The organism is Blastococcus jejuensis (assembly GCF_039534705.1).
GTDB classification, from domain to species: domain Bacteria; phylum Actinomycetota; class Actinomycetes; order Mycobacteriales; family Geodermatophilaceae; genus Blastococcus_B; species Blastococcus_B jejuensis.
This window is the reverse complement of sequence record NZ_BAAAVV010000014.1, coordinates 60,759-83,078: the sequence shown is the minus strand read 5'-3', so window position 1 is coordinate 83,078 and position 22,320 is coordinate 60,759. Positions and strand designations below refer to the sequence as shown.

19 protein-coding genes are annotated in these 22,320 nt (G+C 73.9%); 5 read left to right on the top strand and 14 right to left on the bottom strand.

Features of this window, described 5'->3' with window-relative positions; translation table 11 throughout:
* Nucleotides 1-10: 10 nt before the first annotated feature.
* From ABD644_RS20115 to ABD644_RS20100, 4 genes are read right to left on the bottom strand one after another with little or no spacing between them, the layout of a single operon-like run.
* The gene (locus ABD644_RS20115) at nt 11-955 is read right to left on the bottom strand and encodes an ABC transporter permease (protein ID WP_344690840.1); all 945 of its coding nucleotides are present in this window, start codon (nt 953-955) and stop codon (nt 11-13) included.
* Nucleotides 952-2,019 carry an ABC transporter permease gene (locus ABD644_RS20110; protein WP_344690839.1) on the bottom strand — a complete coding sequence of 356 codons (1,068 nt, stop codon included), beginning with the start codon at nt 2,017-2,019 and terminating at the stop codon, nt 952-954. Before ABD644_RS20110 ends, ABD644_RS20115 begins: the two co-directional genes overlap by 4 nt.
* A complete protein-coding gene (locus tag ABD644_RS20105) occupies nt 2,016-3,599 on the bottom strand; it encodes an ABC transporter ATP-binding protein (RefSeq protein ID WP_344690838.1) in 1,584 nt (527 codons plus the stop codon). Before ABD644_RS20105 ends, ABD644_RS20110 begins: the two co-directional genes overlap by 4 nt.
* Entirely contained in the window at nt 3,580-4,632 is a 1,053-nt protein-coding gene (locus tag ABD644_RS20100) for a BMP family lipoprotein (RefSeq protein WP_344690837.1), read from the bottom strand. Before ABD644_RS20100 ends, ABD644_RS20105 begins: the two co-directional genes overlap by 20 nt.
* A gap of 99 nt (nt 4,633-4,731) precedes the next feature.
* Between ABD644_RS20100 and ABD644_RS20095 the strand changes: the two genes are divergently transcribed.
* Together ABD644_RS20095 and ABD644_RS20090 are read left to right on the top strand one after the other, a co-directional pair.
* On the top strand, nt 4,732-5,460 hold the full coding sequence (locus ABD644_RS20095; RefSeq protein ID WP_344690836.1) for a GntR family transcriptional regulator: 729 nt from the start codon (nt 4,732-4,734) through the stop codon (nt 5,458-5,460).
* Between the two features lie 120 nt (nt 5,461-5,580).
* Nucleotides 5,581-7,047 carry a hypothetical protein gene (locus tag ABD644_RS20090; RefSeq protein WP_344690835.1) on the top strand — a complete coding sequence of 489 codons (1,467 nt, stop codon included), beginning with the start codon at nt 5,581-5,583 and terminating at the stop codon, nt 7,045-7,047.
* A gap of 15 nt (nt 7,048-7,062) precedes the next feature.
* Here ABD644_RS20090 and ABD644_RS20085 read toward each other — a convergent pair whose 3' ends face one another.
* The 3 genes from ABD644_RS20085 to ABD644_RS20075 form a co-directional block, all read right to left on the bottom strand.
* A complete protein-coding gene (locus ABD644_RS20085; RefSeq protein WP_344690834.1) occupies nt 7,063-8,187 on the bottom strand; it encodes a 5-methyltetrahydropteroyltriglutamate--homocysteine S-methyltransferase in 1,125 nt (374 codons plus the stop codon).
* A gap of 94 nt (nt 8,188-8,281) precedes the next feature.
* Nucleotides 8,282-8,962: a slipin family protein gene (locus ABD644_RS20080; protein ID WP_344690833.1), complete on the bottom strand. Its 681-nt coding sequence runs from the start codon at nt 8,960-8,962 to the stop codon at nt 8,282-8,284.
* Between the two features lie 311 nt (nt 8,963-9,273).
* A complete protein-coding gene (locus tag ABD644_RS20075) occupies nt 9,274-9,855 on the bottom strand; it encodes a TetR/AcrR family transcriptional regulator (protein ID WP_344690832.1) in 582 nt (193 codons plus the stop codon).
* Nucleotides 9,856-9,968: 113 nt separating this feature from the next.
* On the opposite strand from ABD644_RS20075, the gene ABD644_RS20070 reads away from it, so the two are divergent.
* Both ABD644_RS20070 and ABD644_RS20065 read left to right on the top strand, forming a co-directional pair.
* Complete coding sequence (locus ABD644_RS20070; RefSeq protein WP_344690831.1) at nt 9,969-10,649, top strand: NADPH-dependent F420 reductase; 681 nt, start codon at nt 9,969-9,971, stop codon at nt 10,647-10,649.
* Between the two features lie 105 nt (nt 10,650-10,754).
* On the top strand, nt 10,755-11,639 hold the full coding sequence (locus ABD644_RS20065) for an LLM class F420-dependent oxidoreductase (RefSeq protein ID WP_344690830.1): 885 nt from the start codon (nt 10,755-10,757) through the stop codon (nt 11,637-11,639).
* Between the two features lie 96 nt (nt 11,640-11,735).
* Here the strand turns inward: ABD644_RS20065 and pucD are convergent, their stop codons facing one another.
* Genes pucD through ABD644_RS20050 form a run of 3 tightly spaced genes read right to left on the bottom strand, consistent with a single transcriptional unit; the run spans nt 11,736 to nt 15,387 of the window.
* A complete protein-coding gene (gene pucD / locus ABD644_RS20060; RefSeq protein WP_344690829.1) occupies nt 11,736-14,033 on the bottom strand; it encodes a xanthine dehydrogenase subunit D in 2,298 nt (765 codons plus the stop codon).
* Nucleotides 14,030-14,500: a (2Fe-2S)-binding protein gene (locus ABD644_RS20055; RefSeq protein ID WP_344690828.1), complete on the bottom strand. Its 471-nt coding sequence runs from the start codon at nt 14,498-14,500 to the stop codon at nt 14,030-14,032. The genes pucD and ABD644_RS20055 overlap by 4 nt, the downstream gene beginning before the upstream one ends.
* Nucleotides 14,501-14,502: 2 nt before the next feature.
* Nucleotides 14,503-15,387 (bottom strand): FAD binding domain-containing protein, encoded by an 885-nt coding sequence (locus tag ABD644_RS20050; protein WP_344690827.1) that lies wholly within the window; start codon nt 15,385-15,387, stop codon nt 14,503-14,505.
* A gap of 124 nt (nt 15,388-15,511) precedes the next feature.
* On the opposite strand from ABD644_RS20050, the gene ABD644_RS20045 reads away from it, so the two are divergent.
* Nucleotides 15,512-16,672 carry an iron-containing redox enzyme family protein gene (locus tag ABD644_RS20045; protein WP_344690826.1) on the top strand — a complete coding sequence of 387 codons (1,161 nt, stop codon included), beginning with the start codon at nt 15,512-15,514 and terminating at the stop codon, nt 16,670-16,672.
* Here the strand turns inward: ABD644_RS20045 and ABD644_RS20040 are convergent, their stop codons facing one another.
* From ABD644_RS20040 to ABD644_RS20025, 4 genes are all read right to left on the bottom strand, one after another.
* Nucleotides 16,673-17,560 (bottom strand): bile acid:sodium symporter family protein, encoded by an 888-nt coding sequence (locus ABD644_RS20040; RefSeq protein WP_344690825.1) that lies wholly within the window; start codon nt 17,558-17,560, stop codon nt 16,673-16,675.
* 356 nt (nt 17,561-17,916) lie between these two features.
* Nucleotides 17,917-18,222 carry a CDGSH iron-sulfur domain-containing protein gene (locus ABD644_RS20035; protein ID WP_344690824.1) on the bottom strand — a complete coding sequence of 102 codons (306 nt, stop codon included), beginning with the start codon at nt 18,220-18,222 and terminating at the stop codon, nt 17,917-17,919.
* 67 nt (nt 18,223-18,289) lie between these two features.
* Entirely contained in the window at nt 18,290-19,099 is an 810-nt protein-coding gene (locus tag ABD644_RS20030) for an MIP family channel protein (RefSeq protein WP_344690823.1), read from the bottom strand.
* 96 nt (nt 19,100-19,195) lie between these two features.
* Nucleotides 19,196-22,306 carry a bifunctional [glutamine synthetase] adenylyltransferase/[glutamine synthetase]-adenylyl-L-tyrosine phosphorylase gene (locus ABD644_RS20025; RefSeq protein ID WP_344690822.1) on the bottom strand — a complete coding sequence of 1,037 codons (3,111 nt, stop codon included), beginning with the start codon at nt 22,304-22,306 and terminating at the stop codon, nt 19,196-19,198.
* Nucleotides 22,307-22,320 lie beyond the last annotated feature (14 nt).

The following is a 22,320-nucleotide window of genomic DNA, read 5'->3' as shown; positions in this document are numbered from 1 at the left end:
GCGGGCCCCGTCACTCCCGGGACAGGTGGGTGCTGGCGGCCGGATCGGCCACGGGTGGTCGGTCCTCGGACGGCGGCGGCGCAGTCGGGGCCCGCCCGAGGGCCCGGCGGGCGCGCATGCTGGCCACGATCAGCGCGACCAGGGTGAGCACGTACGGGGTGGCCTGCGCGATCTGGGAGGGCAGGCCGACGCCCTGCAGCCGGAAGCCGAGCGCCTCCGCCGTCGCGAACAGCAGCGCCGCGAACAGCACCCCGACGGGCGCCGCCTGGGCGAGCAGCACGGCGACGACGGCGACCCACCCGCGGCCGGCGGTCATGTTGTGCGAGAAGAGCACCACGTTGCCCAGCGACAGCTGGGCGCCGCCCAGCCCGCACAGCAGGCCGCTGACCAGCACCGCGCCGTAGCGGTAGCGCGCGGTGTCGACACCGAGGCTGCGGGCGGCCTCGGGCGCCTCGCCGACGCCCTGCAGCCGGAAGCCCCAGACGTGCCGGCGCAGGAACACCGCGAGCACCGGCACGAGCAGCCAGGCCAGGTAGGTGAGCGGGGTCTGCCCGAGGATCGTGGGCAGGCCCTGCAGGTCGGGGTCGGTGAACGTGCCCTGCTTGCCGAACACGGTCCGCAGCAGGAACGCGGTCAACCCGACCGCCAGCAGGTTCAGCGCGATGCCCACGATGATCTCGTCGCCGCCGTACTTGACCGACGCGATGGCCAGCAGGGCCGCCATGGCGGCGCCGGCGAGCATCCCGGCCAGCACGCCGACCCACGCCGAGCCGGTGAACCAGCTGCCGGCGACGGCAGCGAACGCACCGACGAGCATGAAGCCCTCGAGCCCGACGTTGAAGACGCCGGCCTTCGCGCAGATCGCACCGCCCAGCGCGGCCAGCAGCACCGGGGTGAGCGCGCGCAGGATCGACGGGACGATCGAGGCGTCGAGCAGCTCGGCCAGAACACTCATGCGGCGTCCTTCCGGGTGCGGGCCCGGCGGGCGGTGGCCGCCACCGTCGCGGCGAGGATGACGATCACGGTCGCCTGCAGGATCGAGCTGAGCTCGCGCGGCACCTCGGTCTCCCGCTCCATGCCGAACCCGCCGACCTGGAGCGCAGCGAAGAAGACCCCCGCGGCCACGGCCCCCAGCGGGTTGGCGCGGGCGAGCAGGGCGGCGAGCAGCCCGGTCCACGTGTAGGCCGGGACCACGAGGGCGCCGTCGATGAACCGGTAGGGCACCGAGGTGACCACCATCGCCCCGATCAGCCCGGCGATCCCCCCGCCGGTGGCCATCAGCCGGGTCACCATCCGGGGCACCGCGACGCCGGCGTACTCGGTGAACCGCCGGTTGTGCCCGGTCAGCCGCACCTCGTAGCCGAAGGGGGTCCGCGAGTCGACCTGCACGACCAGCGCGATGACGACCACGAGGATCAGCGCGGACAGCCCGATGCCGGCGAACACCGGCATCCGGTACGCCTCGTCGAACACCCGGCTCTGCGGCAGGCCGGTGCCGGGGTCGCGCAGCGGGAAGCGCACGAGGTAGGACGCCAGGGCGACCACCGGGTAGGAGATCAGCAGCGAGCTGACCAGCAGCGGCACCCCGAGGCGGTTCTCCAGGACGGCGGGCAGCGCGCCCAGCAGCGCACCGGCCAGCGTCCCGGCGCCCAGCGCGACGACCAGCGACAGCGGCGCCGGCAGGTCGACGCCCGCCGCCACGACGGCGGCGGTGATGCCGCCGAGCACGATCTGCCCCTCGCCGCCGAGGTTGACCACACCGGCCCGCAGGGGGACGGCGACGGCGAGCGCCATGCCGACCACGGGGACGGCGACGATCAGGGTGTTGCGCCACTGGGTCGGCCCGAAGGCGCCCTCCACCATCGCGGCGTAGGCCTCGAACGGGTTGCCGCCGGCGCCGAGCAGCATGACCGCGCCGATCAGCAGCGCGCCCAGCACCGAGAGCAGGATCGGGGAACGCAGCACGGCGCGCACGCGGCCGGCCGGCGTCGTGGCGGGGGCGGTCGGTGTCGTCGTCACGAGGCGACCTCCCGCGTCGCCAGGCCGGCCATGGCCAGACCCACGTTCTCCTCCGTCGCGTCCGCGCGGGCGAGGTCGGCCACCACCCGCCCGCCGAACATGACCAGCAGCCGGTCGGCCAGGGCCATGAGCTCGCTGAGCTCCGCCGACGCCAGGAGCACGGCGTGCCCGGCGTCCCGGTAGGCGCGCAGCCGGGCGTGGATGTTCTCGATGGCACCGATGTCGACCCCGCGCGTGGGCTGGTCGACCAGGAGCACCGGCGCGTCGTGCGCCATCTCCCGGCCGACGACCAGCTTCTGCAGGTTGCCGCCCGAGAGCGTGCCGGCGGGCACCGACGGGCTGCTCACCTTGATGTCGAAGTGCTCGATGATGCGGCGGGCGTGCTCGCGCACCGCGCCGCGGTCCAGCCGCCAGCCCTTGCGCAGCGGCTGCCGGCGGTGGAACCCGATGGCCAGGTTGTCGGCCACCGAGGCGGCGACGGCCGATCCGGTGGCGGCCCGGTCCTCCGGGATGTAGGCGATGCCGGCCTCGCGGCGCCGGCCGGCCGAGTACCCGTCGAGCAGCGTGGCGCCGACCCGGACCGACCCGTCGCGGGCCGGCCGCAGCCCGGCGATGGCCTCCAGCAGTTCGACCTGCCCGTTGCCTGCGACGCCGGCGATGCCGACGATCTCCCCTGCGCGGACCGAGAGGCTGACGTCGTCGACGACCGGACGGCCGCTCGGGGGGCCGACCGTGAGCCCCTCCACGTGCAGCACCGGCGCCCCGGGTGTGCCGGGCACGTGGTGGCCGTCGAGGTCGACGGCGCGGCCGGTCATGTGCCGGGCGATCTCGGCGCCGGTGGTCTCGGCGGTCACCAGGCGGGCGACCGTGCGCCCGTCGCGGAGCACGGTCACCCGGTCGCTGAGCTCGAGGACCTCGCCGAGCTTGTGCGTGACGATGACGACCGTGCGGCCGGCGTCGCGCAGGCCGCGCAGCACGTCGAAGAGCAGGCGGGTTTCCTGCGGGGTGAGCACCGCGGTCGGCTCGTCGAGGATGAGCACCTGCGCGTCGCGGTGCAGCGCCTTGAGGATCTCCACCCGCTGCAGGACCCCCACCGACAGGGAGCGCACCCGCGCCTGCGGGTCGACCCGCAGGCCGTAGCGCTCGGAGAGGTCCTGAACCGCCCGGACCGCGGCGCGGCGGTCGAGCAGCCCGGCCGTGCCGCGGGTCTCGGCCCGGTACACGACGTTCTCGGCGACCGTCATCGAGGGGAACAGCCGGAACGCCTGGTGGACCATGCCCATGCCGGCCTCGACGGCGTCCACCGGCGACCGGAAGCGGACCGGCTGCCCGTCGACCCGGATCTCGCCCTCGTCGGGGGCGAGCAGGCCGTAGAGCACCGACATCAGGGTGGACTTGCCGGCCCCGTTCTCGCCGACGAGCGCGTGGATCTCCCCCGCGGCCAGTTCGAGGTCGGCCGCGTCGTTGGCGACGACGTCGCCGAAGCGCTTGGCGATCCCGGCCATCGCCACCCGGGGCGGGCCCGCCGGTTGCCCGGCGGGCCCGGTGGGGCCGGCCGGCTCAGCCTTCGGCCGGGTCATCCACGGTCACCTCGCCGGAGACGATCTGGTCGCGGACCGCCTCGACCTCGGCGATGACGTCGGGGTGGTCGGCGATGAGGCACTCGGACTCGTCGACGCCGTCCTCCAGGCCGGTGAGCGTCACGCCGCCCTCCTCGAGGCCGTAGGAGACCAGGCCTCCGCCCTCGCCGTCGAGGATCTTCGCGATGCTGTCGGCGGTGACGACGTCGACCTCCTTGATGACGTTGTCGACGACGTGACCCGGCGCGTCGGGGCACTGGTTCACGTCGACGCCGAAGGCCTGGAACGCGCCGTCCTCGGCCGCGTCGAAGACGCCGAGGTTGCCCGCCGCAGCGGCGGCCATGACGTAGTCGGCGCCGCGCGCGACCAGGGCGAGCGCCTGCTCCTTGGCGCGGGCCGGGTCGTTGAACGGGCTGTTCCCGCCGACGTAGAGCGGGGTGAACCCGATCGCCGGGTCCACCGACTGCGCGCCGGCGCCGAACGGGTCGGAGAAGCGGCGGATCTGGGGGGTGTCCAGCGCGACGACGGCGCCGACCTGGCCGGACTCGCTGAGCAGCCCGGCCTCGACGCCGGCGAGGTACACGCCCTCGTGCTCGCGGAACACCGCGCAGGTGACGTTGTCGAACGACTCCGCGGTGCAGGCGTCGACGAAGAGGAACTGCTGCTCGGGGTTGGCCTGCGCGGCCGCCGCCACGGAGTCGGCGAACTCGAAGCCGACGACCGCGAGGACGTCGGGGGCGTCGGCGATGGCGGCGTCCATCTGCTGCTGGATGTTGGTCGGGTCCTGGCTCTCGAAGATCCGCGCCTCGCCGCCGGCGTCGTCGGCCGCCTGGTTCACGCCGTCGACCGCGAGCTGCAGGAACGGGTTCACGCCGACCGGCTCGGGGGTGATCAGGATGAGGCTGGGACCGCTCTCGCTGCTCCCCTCGTCGTCGCCGCCTCCGCTGGAGCTGGCGTTGCAGCCGGCGAGCACCGTGAGGCTCAACGCCCCCGCCGAGAGCGCCGTGAAGAGGGAGGGGCGTCGTCCGAGCATGGGGGGCTCCTGTAAGTCGTCTGACGTCTGTCGTCCAGTAGGCTCCGACTATCTCGGCGGGGTCGCCCGCACGTCAAGAGCGACGCGGGAGGGATGGGTGTGAACACTCCGTTGCGGGACGCGCGTCCCCTCCCCGCGCAGCTCGCCGACAGACTGCGGCAGCGCATCGCCGAGGGCCACTGGGAGCCCGGTCACCGGATCCCGTCGGAGCAGGAGCTGGCCGCCGAGTACGGCGTCAGCCGCCCGACCGTGCGCAGCGCGGTGGCCCGGCTGGTCGACGGCGGCATGCTGCGGGTGCGGCACGGCGCGGGCACCTTCGTCACCTCGCACCAGGGCGGCATCCAGGCAGGGCTGCAGGAGCTGCGCTCGACCACCCGGATCATCGCCGAGCAGGGCTACAGCTGCGAGGTCGTCTACCGCTCCCGCGAGGTGCGCCCGGCGACGGCCGAGGAGGCCGAGCGGTTCGAGGGCGCACCGGGCATGCCGGTGATCGCGATCGAGCGCTGCTTCCTCGCCGACGACGACGTGGTGGCCTTCGAGCACGACCTCATCGACGCCGCGATCCTCCCCGAGGGCGTGGACCCGGCCGGCATCACCGGGTCGGTCTTCGAGTTCATGGAGCCCCTCGGCCTGCTGCCGGTGCAGGCCGTGGCACACGTCCACGCCGTGTACGACGAGTCGGTCGGCTGGGGCGAGCGCCGCCCGCAGCGGCCGCTGTACGTCTGCCTCGACCAGGTGCAGTACCTGAGCGACGGCCGCCCGGTCAGCTGGTCGCAGGCGTTCTTCGTCGAGGACAAGGTCGAGTTCACCCTCGTCCGCACCCGCTGACGCGCCGCGCCCGCCCGACGAAGGTCCCGTCACCGGCTGCCGCTCGGCCCTGAGCGGCGCGGCCGCGAGTTGGCAACCTCGGTGGCAGGCCGCTCGAACCGCCACGACAGGGGTACCGCCATGGGAGTCCGACGATCCGTCGCCGGCCGACGCCTCCGGGTCGCCGTCCTGTCCGGCGTGCTGGCCGGCAGCGCGCTCGCCTCCGCGGGACCGGCGTCGGCGGAGTCAGAGCTGTCCCTGGTCGCGGGGGTGTCGCACACCCAGTTCGAGATCCTGCCGGCGCCGGCCGCGCCCGGGGTGGACCTCTCCCAGTCCGTGTCCGCCACCGACACCCAGGCGGGTCACCAGGGATGGGCGTTCAGCCTGACCAACACCACTGACGGCGTGCCCGTGACCGCCCCGGCGATCACCGTCGGCAGCGGCTGGGCGCCGGCCGACTTCCCGGGGCTGGCCCAGGACACCGTCGCCTGCCCCGACGGCGACGTGACGCGGTCCGGGACGACGTTCCCGGTCACCTGGACCGACACCCTCGCGCTGCCCGGCCAGCCCGGGCCGCCGGTCGTCTGCGACCCAAACCAGATGCGGGTCGAGGACCTCTCGCTCGACGCCTTCTTCTCCCCGACCGGTGAGGGCAACCCGCCGCTGGCCTTCCAGCCGGGCTTCGACTCGTTCCGGAGCCTGGACACGACGACGGTCGCTCCGGGCGGCACGCAGCAGATGACCGCCGGGATCACCGTCCGGGACCCCTCGTACACGCAGGCGCAGTTCCGGTTCTTCGTGCTGATGACGCCGGAGACGGTCACGTCGATCACCCTGCCGGCCGGCCTCCCGCCCTGCCCACCGGATCCGGGCACCACGACGTGCCTGCTCGTCGTCGGCCAGTCCGCCCAGGGGGCGGCGGTGACCATCAACCACCCGGTCCCCGGCACCGAGTACCTGTTCTCGGCGACGTTCACCAACGACGGCCCGACGCCGGTGGACCTCGTTCCCGCCGCGCAGGTCGCCGCGACCAGGCAGACGACGACGCCCGTCCCGCTCGCCGGCACGAGCACACAGGTGGCCGTCCCCAGCCTCGACGGCCCCACCCCGGGCTCCGGCACGGTCGGCTTCACCGTGGGCCCGGGCGAGGTCGCGGACTGGTCCGTGGCGATCGAGGAGAACTCCGTCGTCGAGTACCCCGGGCACCAGTTCGCGTCGCCCTACGGGCCGCCGGACGTGGGTAACTTCCTCATCGGCGACCAGAACGCGTCGCCGGGCAGCACGGTCACGTTCTGGGGCTCGCAGTGGGCAGCCCGGAACGGCCTGACCGGCGGTCCGGCCCCCGCCGCCTTCAAGGGGTTCGCGAGCACGCCGAGCGGCACCGCGTCGTGCGGAGCCCCGTGGACGTCCCGTCCGGGCAACAGTGCCCGGCCGCCCGCGACCGTCCCGGAGTACATGACGGTGCTGGTGACGAGCGCGGTCAGCCGGTCGGGTCCGGTCTTCTCCGGGACGTCGACGTCGCTGGTGGTCATCCGGACCGACCCGGGCTACGCGGGCGCCCCCGGGCACGCCGGCACCGGGACCGTCGTCGCCGTACTCCCCTGCTGACCGTAGGCCGGCTGATCAGCCCCAGACCTCCGCGGCCGTCTCGACGATCAGCGCGAGCTTGGCGATCTGCTCGTCGCGGGTGAGCGCGTTGCCCTCGACGGTCGAGGAGAAGCCGCACTGGCCCGAGAGCGCCAGCTGGTCGAGCGGGACGAACTTCGAGGCCTCCTCGATCCGGCGCTTGAGGTCGTCCTTCTTCTCCAGCTCCGGGCGCTTCGTCGTCACCAGGCCGAGGACGACGCGCTTGCCCGGGGGCACGAAGCGCAGCGGCTCGAACCCACCGGACCGGGCGTCGTCGTACTCCAGGAAGAACCCGTCGACCTCGAGGCCGCCGAACAGCGCCTCGGCGACGAAGTCGTACCCGCCCTCGGCGACCCACGAGGAGCGGAAGTTGCCGCGGCACATGTGAGTGGTGACCGTCAGCCCGTCGGGCCGGCCGGCGAGCGCCTTGTTGATCTGCCGGATGTAGCGCTCGTGCAGGTGCTCGGCGTCGCGGCCCTGGGCGGCGAGCTCGGCGCGCTGGGCGGGGTCGTTGAGGTAGGCCAGGCTGGTGTCGTCGAACTGCAGGTACGTGCAGCCCTGCGCGGCGATGCCCTGGACCTGCTGGCTGTAGGCCGCCGAGAGCGCGTCCCAGAAGGCGTCCTCGTCGGGGTAGACCTTCGGATCGATGGCCGCGGCCCCGCCGCGGTAGTGGACCATCGACGGCGAGGGGATCGTGAGCTTCGCCGTCTGCTCCGGCGACACGACCGACTGCAGGAAGGCGAAGTCCGGCCCGAAGATCGGCTCGTCGATCGACAGCGGCCCGTCGACGTGCAGCCCGGCCGGCGTGAAGTCGATCGTCCCGTCGGCGTTCTTGAAGTGGACGACGATGTTCTGGTCGGTCACCTTCGTGATGCCGTCGATCGCGTAGATGAAGTCCATGTGCCACGAGGCGCGGCGGAACTCGCCGTCGGTGGCGGTGCGCAGCCCGACGTCGGCCTGCATCCGGACGACGTCACGGATCGCCTCGTCCTCGATGCCGCGCAGCTCGGCGTCGTCGATCTCGCCGGCGGCATGCTTCGCACGGGCGTCGAGCAGGTTCTTCGGGCGGAGCAGGCTGCCGACGTGGTCGGCGCGGAACGGCGGGCCGGAGCTATCGGTCATGCCCCGAGCTTGGTCCAGAACGCCGATTCGCGCAGGACCTGGGCGTGCGCTTCCCCACCTGTTCCCGGTGGACAGGTGGAGAAGCGCACGGCCGTCACGCGGGCCGGATCCCGGTGCCCAGGTCGCCGGCAGGGCCCTGGGTGAGAACGACGGTCGCGCCGCCGGCCTCGACCGCCTGCAGCGTCCGCAGCTGCAGCAGGGCCGGCTGCTCGGCGATCAGCCGGGCGGCATTGGCCAGGGCCCGGGTGGCCGCGACCTCCGACCGCGCCCGTTCCAGGACCGCCTGCCCCTGCGCACGCGCCACCGCCACCTCCGACGTCGCCCGCCGGATGTCGGGAGGCACCATGACGTCCCGCAGCGCCAGGCTGTCGATCGCGACGCCGACGGCCTCGGCGCCGGCGACAACGCTCTCGCGGACGGCGTCGGCCAGCGGACCGCGCGCGGCCAGCAGCTCGTCGAGGGTCCGTCCGGCCACCGCCTCCCGCAGTCCGATCTGGAGCGCGGCGTAGACGAAGCCGTCGGCGTCCTCCACGGCCTCGAACCAGCGCCGCGGGTCCACCGTGCGGACGGCGACGGTCAGGCTGACCCGGACCGCGACCCCGTCGGCGGTCAGCACCTCCTGGCCGGGGACGACGAGGAGCCTCGGACGGATCAGGACGCGCACGACCCGGCGGCGCCGGCGCCGGCGCCGGTGGCGACCCGGTCCGAGGATCTCCTCGAACCGCCCGTCCCGGTAGGCCAGTGCCCGTTCCCATTCCTGGACGACGATCTGCACGCGTGCCTCCTTCCCTCCGTCCGATGTGCGCGCGGACCGTCCGGCGCGCGGTCGGGCGCCCGCGGGGAGCGCACGAAGCGCCGCAGACCGCGGGAACCGGGATGACCGCGCGCCGAACGGCGAACGGGAGTCGAACCCGCGCGTTCCTGAGACGCTTGCCCACCTGGCAGTGCTCGTGACCAACGCGCAGGACCTGCGGCGGCGATGCCGCCCGGCTGCTGTTCACGGGCCGGCGAAATGTAGCCCGGAACTGACTCGCCGTCGCGCCATTTCCCGGAGCGGCGCGCCGTCCGGTCGGGCGCGGGAGCTGCTCAGGAGGGCAGCGCCTGCCGCACCAGGGCCCGCGCGGTGTCGCGGGCGACCTCCATCGCCTCGGGGTCGGCGTCCAGCGCCCCGCTGGACAGTGCGCCGTCCAGCAGGAGCGCGAGCGCGCGGGCCAGCCGCTCGGGCTGCTCAGCCCCGGCCTCCCCGGCGAGCTCGCGCAGCCACGCGAGCACCTGCTGCTTGTGCGCGACGGTGCGCTCGTGCGGGCCACTGCCCGGCGTCGACTCGGCCGCGGCGTTGATGAAGGCGCAGCCGCGGTAGCCGTCCCGCCGGCAGGCGGTGGCGAGCGCATCGAACAGACCCACCAACTGGTCGGCGGGGTCCGGCCCGGCGGCCTCGGCCGCGGCGTGCAGTTGGCCGGTCCAGACGCCGTCCACCTTCTCCAGGTAGGCCACGACCAGGTCGTCCTTGGCCGGGAAGTGCTTGTAGAACGTCGCCTTCGCCACCCCCGACTCGGCGATGATCGCGTCGACGCCGACCGCGCGCAGCCCGCGCGCGTAGAACAGCCGGAAGGCCGTGTCGAGGATGCGGTCCCGGGCGGCGATCGGCGTCCCGTTCGGTGCGGTCATCGGTCCTCCAGACGGGGGTGCGGGAACAGCCTACACAGACAGGTCTGTCTGCTACGGTGCGAGCACCCGAGCAGACAGACCTGTCTGCCCACTGGCGACAGTCGGAGAACACCATGAAGATCGCCGTGCTCGGTACCGGAACAGTCGGCCGGACCATCGCCGCCAAGCTCCTCGACCTCGGCCACGAGGTGACCGTCGGGACGCGGGACCCCGAGGCCACGCTCGCGCGGTCCGAGCGCGATGGCATGGGCAATCCTCCCTACTCCACCTGGCAGGCCGAGCACCCCGCCGTCGCGCTGGCCCGCTTCGCCGAGGCCGCGGAGCAGGCCGACCTCGTCGTCAACGCCACCGGCGGAGGCGCCTCCCTCGAGATGCTGGCGCTCGCCGGGGCCGACAATCTCGCGGGCAAGGTGCTGCTCGACATCTCCAACCCGCTGGACTTCTCCCAGGGCTTCCCGCCCACCCTGTTCGTCAAGGACACCGACTCCCTGGCCGAGCAGATCCAGCGCGCCTTCCCCGAGGCCCGAGTGGTCAAGTCGCTCAACACGATGACCGCCGCGGTGATGGTCGACCCCGCACGTGTCGCCGGTGGCGACCACTCCGTGTTCGTGTCCGGCAACGACGAGGCCGCCAAGCAGACGGTGATCGAGCTGCTGAAGAGCTTCGGGCACACCGACGTGATCGACCTCGGCGACCTGTCCACCGCCCGCGGCACCGAGATGCTGCTGCCGATCTGGCTGCGGCTCATGGGTGCGCTGGGCACTCCCTACTTCAACGTCAAGATCGCCCGCTGAGCCCGGGGTGCCCGGGCGGGGCGAGCGCTCGTGGACGGCCCTGCAGGCCGCCAACCGGTCCACACTGGCCAGCGTGATGTGCGCGGACGACGGGAGGAACGCGTCATGAGAGTCGGCGTGCACCTGGTGGCGTGGGACCTGCCCGGGGGTCCGGCGGCGATCGGCCCGGCTTTGGCCGACGTGGGTCGCGCGGCCGAGGAGGCCGGCGTCGCGAACCTCTCGCTGATGGACCACTACCTCCAGCTGGAGATGATCGGCGGCGCCCACCAGCCGATGCTCGAGGGCTACACGGCGCTGGGCTTCCTCGCGGCACACACCTCGACCGTGGACCTGCAGCTGCTCTGCACCGGGGTCACGTACCGGCACCCCGGGCTGCTGGCGAAGATCGTCTCCACGCTCGACGTGCTCTCCGGCGGCCGGGCGGTGCTCGGCATCGGGGCCGCCTGGTACGAGCGGGAGCACCTCGCCCTCGGCGTCCCGTACCCGCCGCTGGCCGAGCGGTTCGAGCGCCTCGAGGAGACCCTGCAGATCGTCCGGCAGATGTGGAGCGACGACGACGGGCCCTTCGAGGGCCGGCACTACCGGCTGGCCGAGACGATCAACGAGCCCCGCCCGATCCGCCGGCCCCCGATCATGATCGGTGGCGGCGGGGAGAAGAAGACGCTGCTGTTCGTGGCCCGCTACGCCGATGCCTGCAACCTGTTCGCCTCCCCGGGGGCCGACGCCCTCGCCCAGGTCGACGCCAAGCTCGACGTCCTCCGCTGGCACTGCGTGGAGGAGGGGAGGGACTTCGACGACGTCCAGAAGACGATCCTCTGGACCGCCCCGCTCGCCGCCGGCGAGGACGCGGCGGACAGGTTCGCCGAGGAGATGGCCGCCTACGCCGCCCTCGGCGTCTCCGAGGTGCACGTCATGCCGAGGGACGGCGACCCCGTCGGCTACGTCGCCAACCTCGGCGAGCACGTGATCCCGCGCATCGCCGAGCTCTGAGGTCTCCCCGAGTTGATCATCGTCTGCGTGGCCGCCGGGACGGCGTGTCCGGCCGTGTCACGTGCAAGCAGACGATGATCAACTGCGGTCCGCGCCTCAGGTGCCGGTGATGTGCTCCGGGCGGATCGGCACCCGGCGCAGCGGCGCCCCGCAGGCGTCGCGCACCGCGGCGGCCACGGCCGGACCGGACGAGATCGTCGGCGGCTCCCCCACCCCGCGCACGCCGTAGGGCGCGTGCGGGTCGGCGTACTCGAGCACCTCGACCTTCATCGGTGGCATGTCGAGGATCGTCGGGATCAGGTAGTCGGTGAACGACGGGTTCCGCACATGCCCGTCGGTCACGACGATCTCCTCCATCAGCGCCAGGCCCATGCCCTGCGCCGAGCCGCCGTGGATCTGGCCGACGACGGCGTCGGGGTTGATCGCCTTGCCGACGTCCTGTGCCGTGTCGAGCGCGACCACCTTCACCAGCCCGAGTTCCACGTCGACGTCGACGACCGCCCGGTGCGCGGAGAACGCGAACTGCACGTGCGCGTCGCCCTGCCCGGTCGCCGGGTCGATGGCGTGGGTGGGCCGGTGCCGGTACTCGGCGGTCTCCTCGACGGCGCCGTCGCCGAGCACGTCGGCCAGCCCGGTGAGCACCTCACCGGAAGCTCCGACGATCTTCTCGCCGTCCAGCCGCAACTCACCGGCCGGACGGCCGAGGGACATCGACGCCCGGTCGAGCACGGTCGCGCGCACCGCCTCGCAGGCCGCCTTCACCGCGCCGCCGGTGACGTAGGTCTGCCGCGACGCCGACGTCGACCCGCCGGAGCCGACGGCGGTGTCCTTCGGGTGGACGACGACCCGCTCGACGCCGAGCTCGGTGCGGCAGATCTGCTGCTCGACGGTGATCAGCCCCTGGCCGACCTCGGCGGCCGCGGTGTGCACGGTCGCGACCGCCTCGCCGCCGGTCATCTCCAGCCGCACGCGCGCGGTCGAGTAGTCGTCGAAGCCCTCGGAGAAGCCCACGTTCTTGTAGGTCACCGAGTAGCCGACGCCGCGCCGCACGCCCTCGCCGTGGGTGGTGTTGCCGACGGCGCCGGGCATCGCGCGGATGTCGGAGGTGTCCGCCTCCGGCGGCATCGGCATGTCCCGCACGATCTGCAGCAGCTCGGCGACCGGGGCCGCGGAGTCGATGACCTGCCCGGTGATGTTGAGGTCGCCCTCGCGCATGCCGTTCTTCTGCCGGATCGCCACCCGGTCCAGCCCCACGGCGTCGGCCAGCTCGTCCATCAGCGCCTCGTGCGCGAAGGCCGCCTGCACGCAGCCGAACCCGCGCATCGCCCCGCACGGCGGGTTGTTCGTGTAGACGCCGTACGCGTCGACGGTCACCGACGGGAAGCGGTACGGGCCCAGCCCCAGGGTGCCGGCGTTGCCCACGACGGCCGCCGTCGACGAGGCGTACGCCCCGCCGTCGAGGAGCACGCGGGCCTTCGCGTAGACCAGCGTGCCGTCGCGCTCGGCTCCGAACTCGTAGGTCATCCACGCCGGGTGCCGGTGCACGTGCCCGAAGAAGGACTCCTCGCGGCTGTAGCTCATCTTCACCGGCTTGCCGGTGCGCAGCGCCAGCAGGCAGGCGTGCACGTGCACCGAGAGGTCCTCCCGCCCACCGAACGCGCCGCCGACCCCGGCGAGGGTCAGCCGCACCTTCTCGGGCGGCATGCCCAGCGCCAGGCAGATCTGCCGCTGGTCGACGTGCAGCCACTGGGTGGCCACGTACAGGTCGACGCCGCCGTCCTCGGCCGGCACCGCGAGGCCCGACTCCGGACCGAGGAAGGCCTGGTCCTGCATGCCGACCTCGAAGTCGAGGGAGACCACGACCGGCGCGGTCGGGGCCTGCTCCCCGCGCTCGAGGTGCAGGTGGCGGACCAGGTTGCCCGGGTGGTGCACGGCAGGCGCGTCGGCGTCCATGGCGCGGCGCGGGTCGGTGACCGCGGGCAGCACCTCGTAGTCGACGACGATCCGCGCCGCCGCGCGGCGCGCGGTCTCGGGGTGGTCGGCGGCGACGAGCGCGACCGGCTCGCCCTCGTAGCGCACGAACTCCGACGCCAGCACCGGCTGGTCGGCGTGCTCGAGGCCGTAGGCGTTCTCACCGGGGACGTCGTCGGCGGTGAGGACGGCGCTGACCCCGGGCACCGTCAGCGCCGCGGTGATGTCGATGCCGCGGATCCGGGCGTGCGGGTGCGGCGAGCGCACGGTCACGCCCCAGACCATGTCGTCGTGCCACAGGTCGCTGGCGTAGGCGAACTCGCCGGTGACCTTGAGCGTGCCGTCGGGGCGCAGCGGGCTGTCGCCGATCCGGCCGGCCGGGGGTGCCTGGGTCGTGACGCGGGTACCTGCCTCGGTGCTCACGACCGCGCCTGCCGCTGCGCGGCCAGGCGCACCGCGTCGAGGATCTTCTCGTAGCCGGTGCACCGGCACAGGTTGCCGGCCAGCGCCTCGCGGATCTCCGGGTCGCTGGGTGCGGGCACCCGGTTCAGCAGGTCGTGCGCGGCGACGACGAGGCCCGGGGTGCAGAAACCGCACTGCACCGCCCCGCACTCGACGAACGCCTCCTGCACCGGGTGCAACCGCTCGCCGTCGGCCAGCCCCTCGACCGTGCTGACCTCGCGACCGATCGCCTGCCCGGCCGCCACCAGGCAGGCGCAGACCGGCTCGCCGTCCAGGTAGACCGTGCAGGAGCCGCACTCCCCCTGCTCGCAGGCGTTCTTCGACCCGGGCAGGCCCATGCGCTCGCGCAGGACGTAGAGCAGGCTCTCGCCCGGCCAGACGTCGTCGACCTCGTGCTCGGTGCCGTTGACCGTGGTGGTGATGCGCATGCTCAGGCAGCCTTCCCGAGGTCGTGCCGGTAGTCGTCCCAGGCCCAGGTGACCGCGCGCCGCGCCATCACCGAGAGGGAGTGCCGGCGATAGGCCGCGCTCCCCCGGACGTCGTCGATGGGTGCGGCGGCGGCCGCGACCCGCTCGCCGAACGCGCGGGCCAGCGAGTCGGGCAGCTCGGCCCGCGAGTCCCAGAGCCCGGCGTCGGCGAGCTCGCCGGCGAGGAACTCCTCGGCTTCGAGCGCGCGACGCGGGGTGGGCGCGGCCGAGCCGATGCCCGTGCCGACGGCCTGCCGGTCGGGGTGCAGCGCGCACGCGAAGGCCGACACCGCGATGACCATCGCGTTGCGGGTGCCGACCTTGGAGAACTGCTGCGGCCCGGTCGCCACGGGGACGAGGACGGCGGCGATGAGCTCGTCGACCTCCAGCGCGTTCCGCTTGACGCCGGTGAAGAACTCCGCCGCCGGGATCAGCCGGGTTCCCCGGGCCGCGGACCCCACCTCGACGACGGCGTCGGCGGCGAGCAGCGGCGGATGGGCGTCGCCGGCCGGGGACGCCGAGCCGAGGTTGCCGCCGACCGTGCCGCGCATGCGGATCTGCGGCGAGCCGACCGTGCGCGAGGCCATCGCCAGGCCCGGCAGCTGCGTGCCGAGCTCGTCGATCACCCGCGCGTACGGGACACCGGCGCCCAGCCGCACGCGACCGCCGTCCACGGACCATTCCCGCAGCTCCACGACGCGGCCGAGGTCGAGCAGGGCACCGGGACGGCGGCGGTCGAAGTTCAGCTCGACCATCACGTCGGTGCCACCGGCGATGGCCAGCGCGTCGGGCCGCTCCGCCCGCATGGCCAGGGCCTCTGACCAGCTCGTCGGTTGCAGGAAGTCCATCCACGCTCCTCGCTCACGCCACGTTGCGTTCCTGGAGGAAACCTCCCCGTGCACGGCGTGGCAAGGCCGCCACGTGCTCCGTGACCGGACCGATGATCGTCACCGTCGGCTCCGGCCAGGTTTCGTGGTGTTCTCGGCGGCCGACGCCGAGGAAGGCCGCGACCAGACCGCCGACGACCTGATGCCGCGCACGCCCGGGGTGGTCGTCCGGGCGAGCGACATCACGTGGCGGGGCGCATCGAACCCACCGGGGGTGGGCATGCTGGGTTCCATGCACCTGCCCGAACCCCGGGGGCCGTTGAGCGCGGCACTGTTCTCCGACCTCGTCGGCCGGCCCACCCTGTCCTCGACGACGACCGCCACCGCCGAGCAGGTCGCCGCCCAGGTCGCCGGGGCGATGACCGACGACGACCTCCAGATCTCCCTCGCCGTCTGCTACGAGCTGCACTACCGCGGCTTCGACGACGTGCCCGACCACTGGGAGTGGGAGCCGGCGCTCCTCGGGCTGCGGGGCGTCCTCGAGCGCCGCCACCTCGCCGCGCTGCGCGAGCTGGTCGGGCCGCTGCCGGTCACCGACGAGCCGATCGACCGGCAGCTGGCCGCGCTGATCGCCGCCGACGACGGCCCCTCGCTGTCGGCGTACATGGCCAAGCAGGGCACGCTCGAGCAGTGGCGGGAGTACCTGACGGTGCGCTCGGTGTACCACCTCAAGGAGGGCGACCCGCACACGTTCGCCGTCCCCCGGCTGTCGGGCCGGGCGAAGGCGGCGATGGTCGAGATCCAGGCCGACGAGTACGGCGGGGGCACGCCCGAGCGGATGCACAGCGAGCTGTTCGCCGGGCTGATGCGGGACCTCGACCTGGACGCCGGTTACGGCGCGCTGTGGGACGACGCACCCGCGGCGGCGTTCGCCTCGGTCAACACGATGTCGCTGTTCGCGTTGCACCGGCGGTGGCGGGGCGCCGCGGTCGGGCACCTGACGGCGGTGGAGATGACGTCCAGCGAGCCGAGCCGGCGCTACTCGGCCGGCCTGCGACGGCTGGGCTTCGACGAGCGGACGACGGTGTTCTACGACGAGCACGTGGAGGCCGACGCCGTCCACGAGCAGATCGCCGCGGTCGACATGTGCGGCTCGCTGGTCGCCGAGCAGCCCGAGCTGGCCGCCGACGTCCTCTTCGGCGCGGCCGCCGCGCTGGCGATGGACGGCGTCACCGCCCACCACCTGCTCGGCGCGTGGGAGGCCGGCCGCTCGGGACTCCGGGGCGAACGACCCCTCGCCGCCTGATCAGCGGCCGGTCATCGCCTCGGCCTCGCTGCGCGCCGACGACCGCGTGATCGCCCAGCCGAACAGCGCCGCGGCCGGGAACATGATCACGCTGTAGACGGCGGCCGGGACGGCGAGCTCGACGCTGTCCAGGACGCTGATCGCGATCGCGATGGCCAGGGTGCCGTTGTGCACGCCGATCTCGAACGCACTGGCGATCGCCTGCCTCCGCACCACCCCGAGCAGCCGCGGCACCACGAACCCGACGGTCAGGCTGGCCAGGCAGAAGAGCAGGGCGGGCAGGCCGACGTCGCTGATGTACCCGGCGATGTTGTCCCGCTCGGCCACGATCGTGCCCACGATCACCAGCGCCAGCACGACCGCGGAGGCGATCCGGACCGGCTTGTCCATCCGGTCGGCGAACGCGGTGGCCCGCTGCCGCACGACCATGCCGATGACGACCGGCACGAGCACGATGGCGAACACCTGCAGCGTCTTGCCGAACTGCAGGCCGAGGCTGCCGCCGTCCTCCGGTTCGAACCAGTCGATCGCCAGGTTCGTGATGACCGGCAGCGTGACGACGGCGATGAGCGAGTTGACCGCCGTCAGCGTGATGTTCAGCGCGACGTCGCCGCGGAACAGGTGGCTGAACAGGTTCGCGGTCGTGCCGCCCGGCGAGGCCGCGAGCAGCAGCAGGCCGACGGCGAGCAGCGGGGGCAGATCGAATGCCACGACGAGCCCGAAGCAGATCGCCGGCAGGACGAGCAGCTGCAGCACCAGCGCGATCACGACCGCCTTCGGCTGCCGGCCGACCCGGGCGAAATCGCCCACCGTCAGCGACAGGCCCAGCCCGAACATCACCAGGGCCAGGGCGAGCGGGAGCAGGACGGTGGTCAGCGCGGAACCCATGCGGCCCTCCGATCAGGCCGGCGCTGCCCCGCGGGTCAGTCCGGCGTCGTGTACCCGCATCGTGGAGCATCACGGCCGCTTTGTGCAGCGCGCCACACGGTGATCACCCGTCGGTGGCACCCACTCCGCCCGGGGGGCAGTGGCGCCGGTGGCGTCGGTGGTGCCGGTGGTGCCGGTGGCCTCCCCCACCTGTGTCCCCGACGCTTGTGCTCTGCCCACCACCGTGGGCAGAGCACAAGCGTTCGATGCAAAGAATTCCTTGCACGATGCTTGTGCTCTGCCCAGCAGGGTGGGCAGAGCACAAGCACTCCGGGAACAGGTCCTGCCGGGCTCGGGGGCCGGAGAGGGCGTCCGGTTCAGCCGTCGGTGCGACGGGCCTCGCGCAGGATGCGGGCAGCCGGACGGGGCCGGCTCGGCGCGCTGGGCGCGGAGAAACCCGACCGCTTGTGGGTGCCGTCGCAGAACGGCTTGATGCCCGACTTGCCGCACCGGCAGAGCGCGATCGTGTCGCGGCCCGGGTCGATCTCGACGCCGTCCTGGTCGACCAGCCGGAAGTCGCCGCGGACGATCAGCGGACCGTCGCGGTACGGCGTGATCGTGGCCCCGGCGCGCGGGTCGTCGTCCTCCGGCAGGTCCGGCTCGGCGGTCGGTGCGTGCGTCACCCCTCCACAGTGCCCGCCACCCCCGGCCGGCACACGCCCAGGGGTGCGGCGGACCCGATCGGGTGGGTCAGGTGCGGCTGCGCCGCCGCGACCGGCTGGTCTCCGCCGCTGCCGGCTGCCGGGCCTCGGGCACGCGGGTCTCCTCCGGGAGCTGCGCCCCGGTCTCGTCGACCGCCACCGCGGCCTCCCCGGCGGCACCCAGCGGGACCGAGATCGCCCGGACGACGAGGACCGCGATCACCGCACCCACCAGCGGTGCGATCAGGAACAGCCAGACGTGCGCGAGCTGGTCACCCCCGGCGAACAGCGCCGGGCCGAGCGACCGGGCGGGGTTCACCGACGTGCCGGTGAGCGGGATGCCGATCAGGTGCACCGCGGTCAGGGTCAGGCCGATCGCCAGCCCCGCGAACCCGGGCGCCGCCGCCTTGCCCGTGACCAGCAGGATGACCGCGACGAACGCGAAGGTCAGCAGCGCCTCGACGACGAACGCGCCGCCCGCGCTGATCGCCCCGCCGTAGTCGTTGGCCCCGAGCGCGCCGGTCTGGTCGGTCACGTCCCCGAAACCGCTGGTCAGCAGCTTCAGGACCGCCGCTCCGGCGATGCCGCCGGCCAGCTGGGCGACCCAGTAGTAGGCCGCCTCGGTCGCGGTCATCCCGCGGGAGAGCAGCACGCCGAGGGTGACCGCCGGGTTGATGTGGCAGCCGGAGATCGGACCGATGGCGTAGGCGAGGGCCAGCAGCGTCAGCCCGAAGGCGAGCGCGACCCCGACCGGGCCGACGGACTCGATGCCGACCACCGCGGACCCGACGGCGATGATCACGAGCAGCGCCGTCCCGATGAACTCGGCGACGAGGGAACGGGTGAGGGTGGGAGACACGACGCACCTCCGGTGACTGCGGTACGGACCGCCCCAGGTTGATCGGGGGCGGAGGCGACCCGCCAGGGACTTTCGGTACCGAAAGTCCGCCGTCCCTCAGCCTGCCGGCGGCTGCCCGTAGAAGATCTGGTCGACGACGCCGCGCGCGTGCCGGGTGATCCGCCGGTAGTCGTCGACGAACTGCCCGGGGTCGCGGTCGGGTCCGTACCCGCAGGCCCGCGCGACCCCCGCCAGCTCCGTGCCCGGCCGGGGCAGCTGGTCGCTGGGCCGGCCCCGGACCAGGAAGATCGCGTTGCGGGCGCGGCTCGCGGTCTCCCAGGCCGTGCGCAGCGCCTCGGCCTGCTCGGCGCTGAGCAGCCCGCGCTCGCCGAGCACGGCCAGGCCGTCGACCGTCGACGGCGTGCGCAGCTCCGGCATCTCGGCGGCGTGCAGCAACTGGAGCAGCTGCACCGTCCACTCCACGTCGGACAGGCCGCCGCGGCCCAGCTTGGTGTGCGTGGCCGGGTCAGCCCCCCGGGGCAACCGCTCCCGCTCCACCCGGGCCTTGATCCGCCGGATCTCGGCGATCTGCTCGGCGGTGAGCCCGTCGGCCGGGTAGCGGATCGGGTCCACCATGGCGACGAACTCCGCGCCCAGGTCGTCGTCGCCGGCCACCGGAACCGCGCGCAGCAGCGCCTGCACCTCCCACACCGAGACCCACCGCTCGTAGTACTCGCGGAACGACGCGATGCTGCGCACCAGCGCGCCCTGCCGGCCCTCGGGACGCAGGTCGGCGTCGATGTCGAACGCCGGGTCGGGCGCGGGCTCCGCCAGCAGCCGGCGCAGCGTGTGGGCCACCGCGTTCGCGGCCGCCGTCGCCGCCGACTCGTCGGCACCCGCGCGGGGCCGGTGCACGAACATCACGTCGGCGTCCGAGCCGTAGCCCATCTCGCCGCCGCCGAGCCGTCCCATGCCGATGACCGCCAGGTCCATCGGGACGTCGGCCGGCTCGGTGCCGGTCTCCTGCGCGTGCGCGCGCAGCGCGACGTCGAGCCCGACCTGCAGGGTGGCGACGGCGATGTCGGTGAGCGACCGGCCCACCGCACCGACGTCGAGCCGGCCGAGCAGGTCGGCGCAGGCCACCCGCAAGAGCTCGTGCCGGCGCAGCGACCGCAGCACCCCGATCCCTGCCTTCGGGTCGGCTGCGCGCCCAGCGGCCTGCCTCCAGGCGCTCGCGAGCGCGGCTGCGCTGCGGGGCTCCAGCTCGGCGTCGTCGGCCAGGATGCGCAGCGCCTCGGGCGTGCGGGTCAGCAGCGCGGCCACGTACTGGCTGGAGCCGAGCAGCTGCGCCAGCCGCTCGGCGACCTGGCCCTCGTCGCGCAGCAGCCGCAGGTACCACTGGTTGCCGCCGAGCGCCTCGCTGACCTGGCGGTAGGCCAGCAGTCCCGCATCGGGGTTGGGGCAGGAGGCGAACGCCTGGAGCAGCACCGGGAGCAGCAGCTTCTGCATCGACGCCGACCGCGACACCCCGCCGGTCAGCGCGGCCAGGTGCCGCAGCGCGGCCTCCGGGTCACCGAAGCCGAGCGCCCGCAGCCAGTCCCCCGCCGCCTTGCTGCCCAGCTGGAGGCGCTCCCCGGGCACGCGGGCCACCGCCGAGAGCAGCGGCCGGTAGAACAGCTTCTCGTGCAGCCGGCGCACCTCGCGGGTGTGCAGCGCGAGCTCGGCGCGGAGCACGTCGACGGCGTCGCCGCGGTGGTCGGGCTTGTAGCCCAGCGACCGGGCCAGCCAGCGCAGCTGCTGCTCGTCGGTGGGCAGCAGATGGGTGCGCCGGAGCCGCAGCAGCTGCAGCCGGTGCTCGACGGTGCGCAGGAACCGGTAGGACGCGATCAGCGTCGCGGCGTCCTCCCGGCCGACGTAGCCGCCGGCCGACAGCGCGATCAGCGCGGGCAGGGTGCCCCCGCTGCGCAGCGACGGGTCGGCGCGGCCGTGCACCAGCTGCAGCAGCTGGACGGCGAACTCGACGTCGCGGAGCCCCCCGCGGCCCAGCTTGAGCTCCCGCTCGACCTGCGCGGGCGGGATGTTCTCCTCGACCCGGCGCCGCATCGCCTGCACCTCGCCGACGAACCCGGGACGGTCCCCGGCCTTCCAGACCAGCGGCCAGAGCGCCTCGACGTAGCTGCGGCCGAGGTCGGGGTCCCCGGCGACCGGGCGCATCTTGAGCAGCGCCTGGAACTCCCAGGTGCTGGCCCACTTCTCGTAGTAGGCCTCGAACCCGGCGACGGTCCGCACCAGGGCGCCCGCCTTGCCCTCCGGCCGGAGCGCGGCGTCGACCTCCCAGGCAGCGGCGTGGCAGATCCGCATGAGCGCGGCCGCGACCTTGGTGGCGCTGCTCAGGGCCGGGCCGTCCGCGGCGCCGGGCTCGACCGGCTCGGCGACGAACACGACGTCGACGTCGCTGACGTAGTTGAGCTCGCGGCCCCCGGTCTTGCCCAGCGCGATGACGGCCAGCCGGCACGCCGCGGCGTCGGCCGGCTGCTCGGCGACGGCCAGCGCCAGCCCCGCGACCAGGACGGCGCCGGCGATGTCGGCCAGCTCGGACGCCACGTCCTCGGCCGGGAGGCCGTCCCCGAGGTCGCGGCCGGCCAGCGACAGGATCGCCCGCCGGTAGGCCACGCGGAGCGCGGCGATCCGCTGCGGCGAGGCGTCCGGCGCGGCCTTGCCCAGGCGCACCCCCCACGGCGGGTCGTCCGGGTCGGCTCCGACGGCGGCCAGCAGGTCGGCCTCCAGCTGCCCGGCCGAGGGGCGATCGGAGCCCCGCGGGACGCCGTCGCCCTCGTCGTCGAGCACCGTCCAGTCGGCGGGGTGGGCGGCCAGGTGGTCGGCCAGGCCGGAGCTCGCGCCGAGCACCGCCAGCAGCCGGCTGCGCAGGAGGGCCGAGCCGCGCAGACCCGCCAGCATGGCCGCGGCCGCACCGCCGGTGGTGTCGGAGGCGTCCAGCGCCTCGACCAGCCGGTGCAGCGAGCGGACCGCGAGGTCGGGGTCGCCCGCGCGGGCCAGCGCCGCCACGACCGGACCGGCCTCGGGGTCGGCGGGCTCGTTGCGCTCGAGGTCCCACAGCCCGAGGGCGGGATCGGAGAGCAGCCGGGCCGCTCGTTCGCCGTCCTCGAAGCCGAAGCGGACCAGCCGGACGACGGCCCGCCGCGGGATCTCCACCATCTCGCTCGTCATGTCGTCCGGGTCGC

Bases quoted from the DNA above. Each gene is read 5' to 3' on its own strand.
- ABD644_RS20115 (WP_344690840.1), bottom strand. From the start codon at position 955: ATGAGTGTTCTGGCCGAGCTGCTCGACGCCTCGATCGTCCCGTCGATC.
- ABD644_RS20105 (WP_344690838.1), bottom strand. From the start codon at position 3,599: ATGACCCGGCCGAAGGCTGAGCCGGCCGGCCCCACCGGGCCCGCCGGG.
- ABD644_RS20100 (WP_344690837.1), bottom strand. From the start codon at position 4,632: ATGCTCGGACGACGCCCCTCCCTCTTCACGGCGCTCTCGGCGGGGGCG.
- ABD644_RS20090 (WP_344690835.1), top strand. From the start codon at position 5,581: ATGGGAGTCCGACGATCCGTCGCCGGCCGACGCCTCCGGGTCGCCGTC.
- ABD644_RS20085 (WP_344690834.1), bottom strand. From the start codon at position 8,187: ATGACCGATAGCTCCGGCCCGCCGTTCCGCGCCGACCACGTCGGCAGC.
- ABD644_RS20075 (WP_344690832.1), bottom strand. From the start codon at position 9,855: ATGACCGCACCGAACGGGACGCCGATCGCCGCCCGGGACCGCATCCTC.
- ABD644_RS20070 (WP_344690831.1), top strand. From the start codon at position 9,969: ATGAAGATCGCCGTGCTCGGTACCGGAACAGTCGGCCGGACCATCGCC.
- ABD644_RS20065 (WP_344690830.1), top strand. From the start codon at position 10,755: ATGAGAGTCGGCGTGCACCTGGTGGCGTGGGACCTGCCCGGGGGTCCG.
- ABD644_RS20055 (WP_344690828.1), bottom strand. From the start codon at position 14,500: ATGCGCATCACCACCACGGTCAACGGCACCGAGCACGAGGTCGACGAC.
- ABD644_RS20050 (WP_344690827.1), bottom strand. From the start codon at position 15,387: ATGGACTTCCTGCAACCGACGAGCTGGTCAGAGGCCCTGGCCATGCGG.
- ABD644_RS20040 (WP_344690825.1), bottom strand. From the start codon at position 17,560: ATGGGTTCCGCGCTGACCACCGTCCTGCTCCCGCTCGCCCTGGCCCTG.
- ABD644_RS20025 (WP_344690822.1), bottom strand. From the start codon at position 22,306: ATGACGAGCGAGATGGTGGAGATCCCGCGGCGGGCCGTCGTCCGGCTG.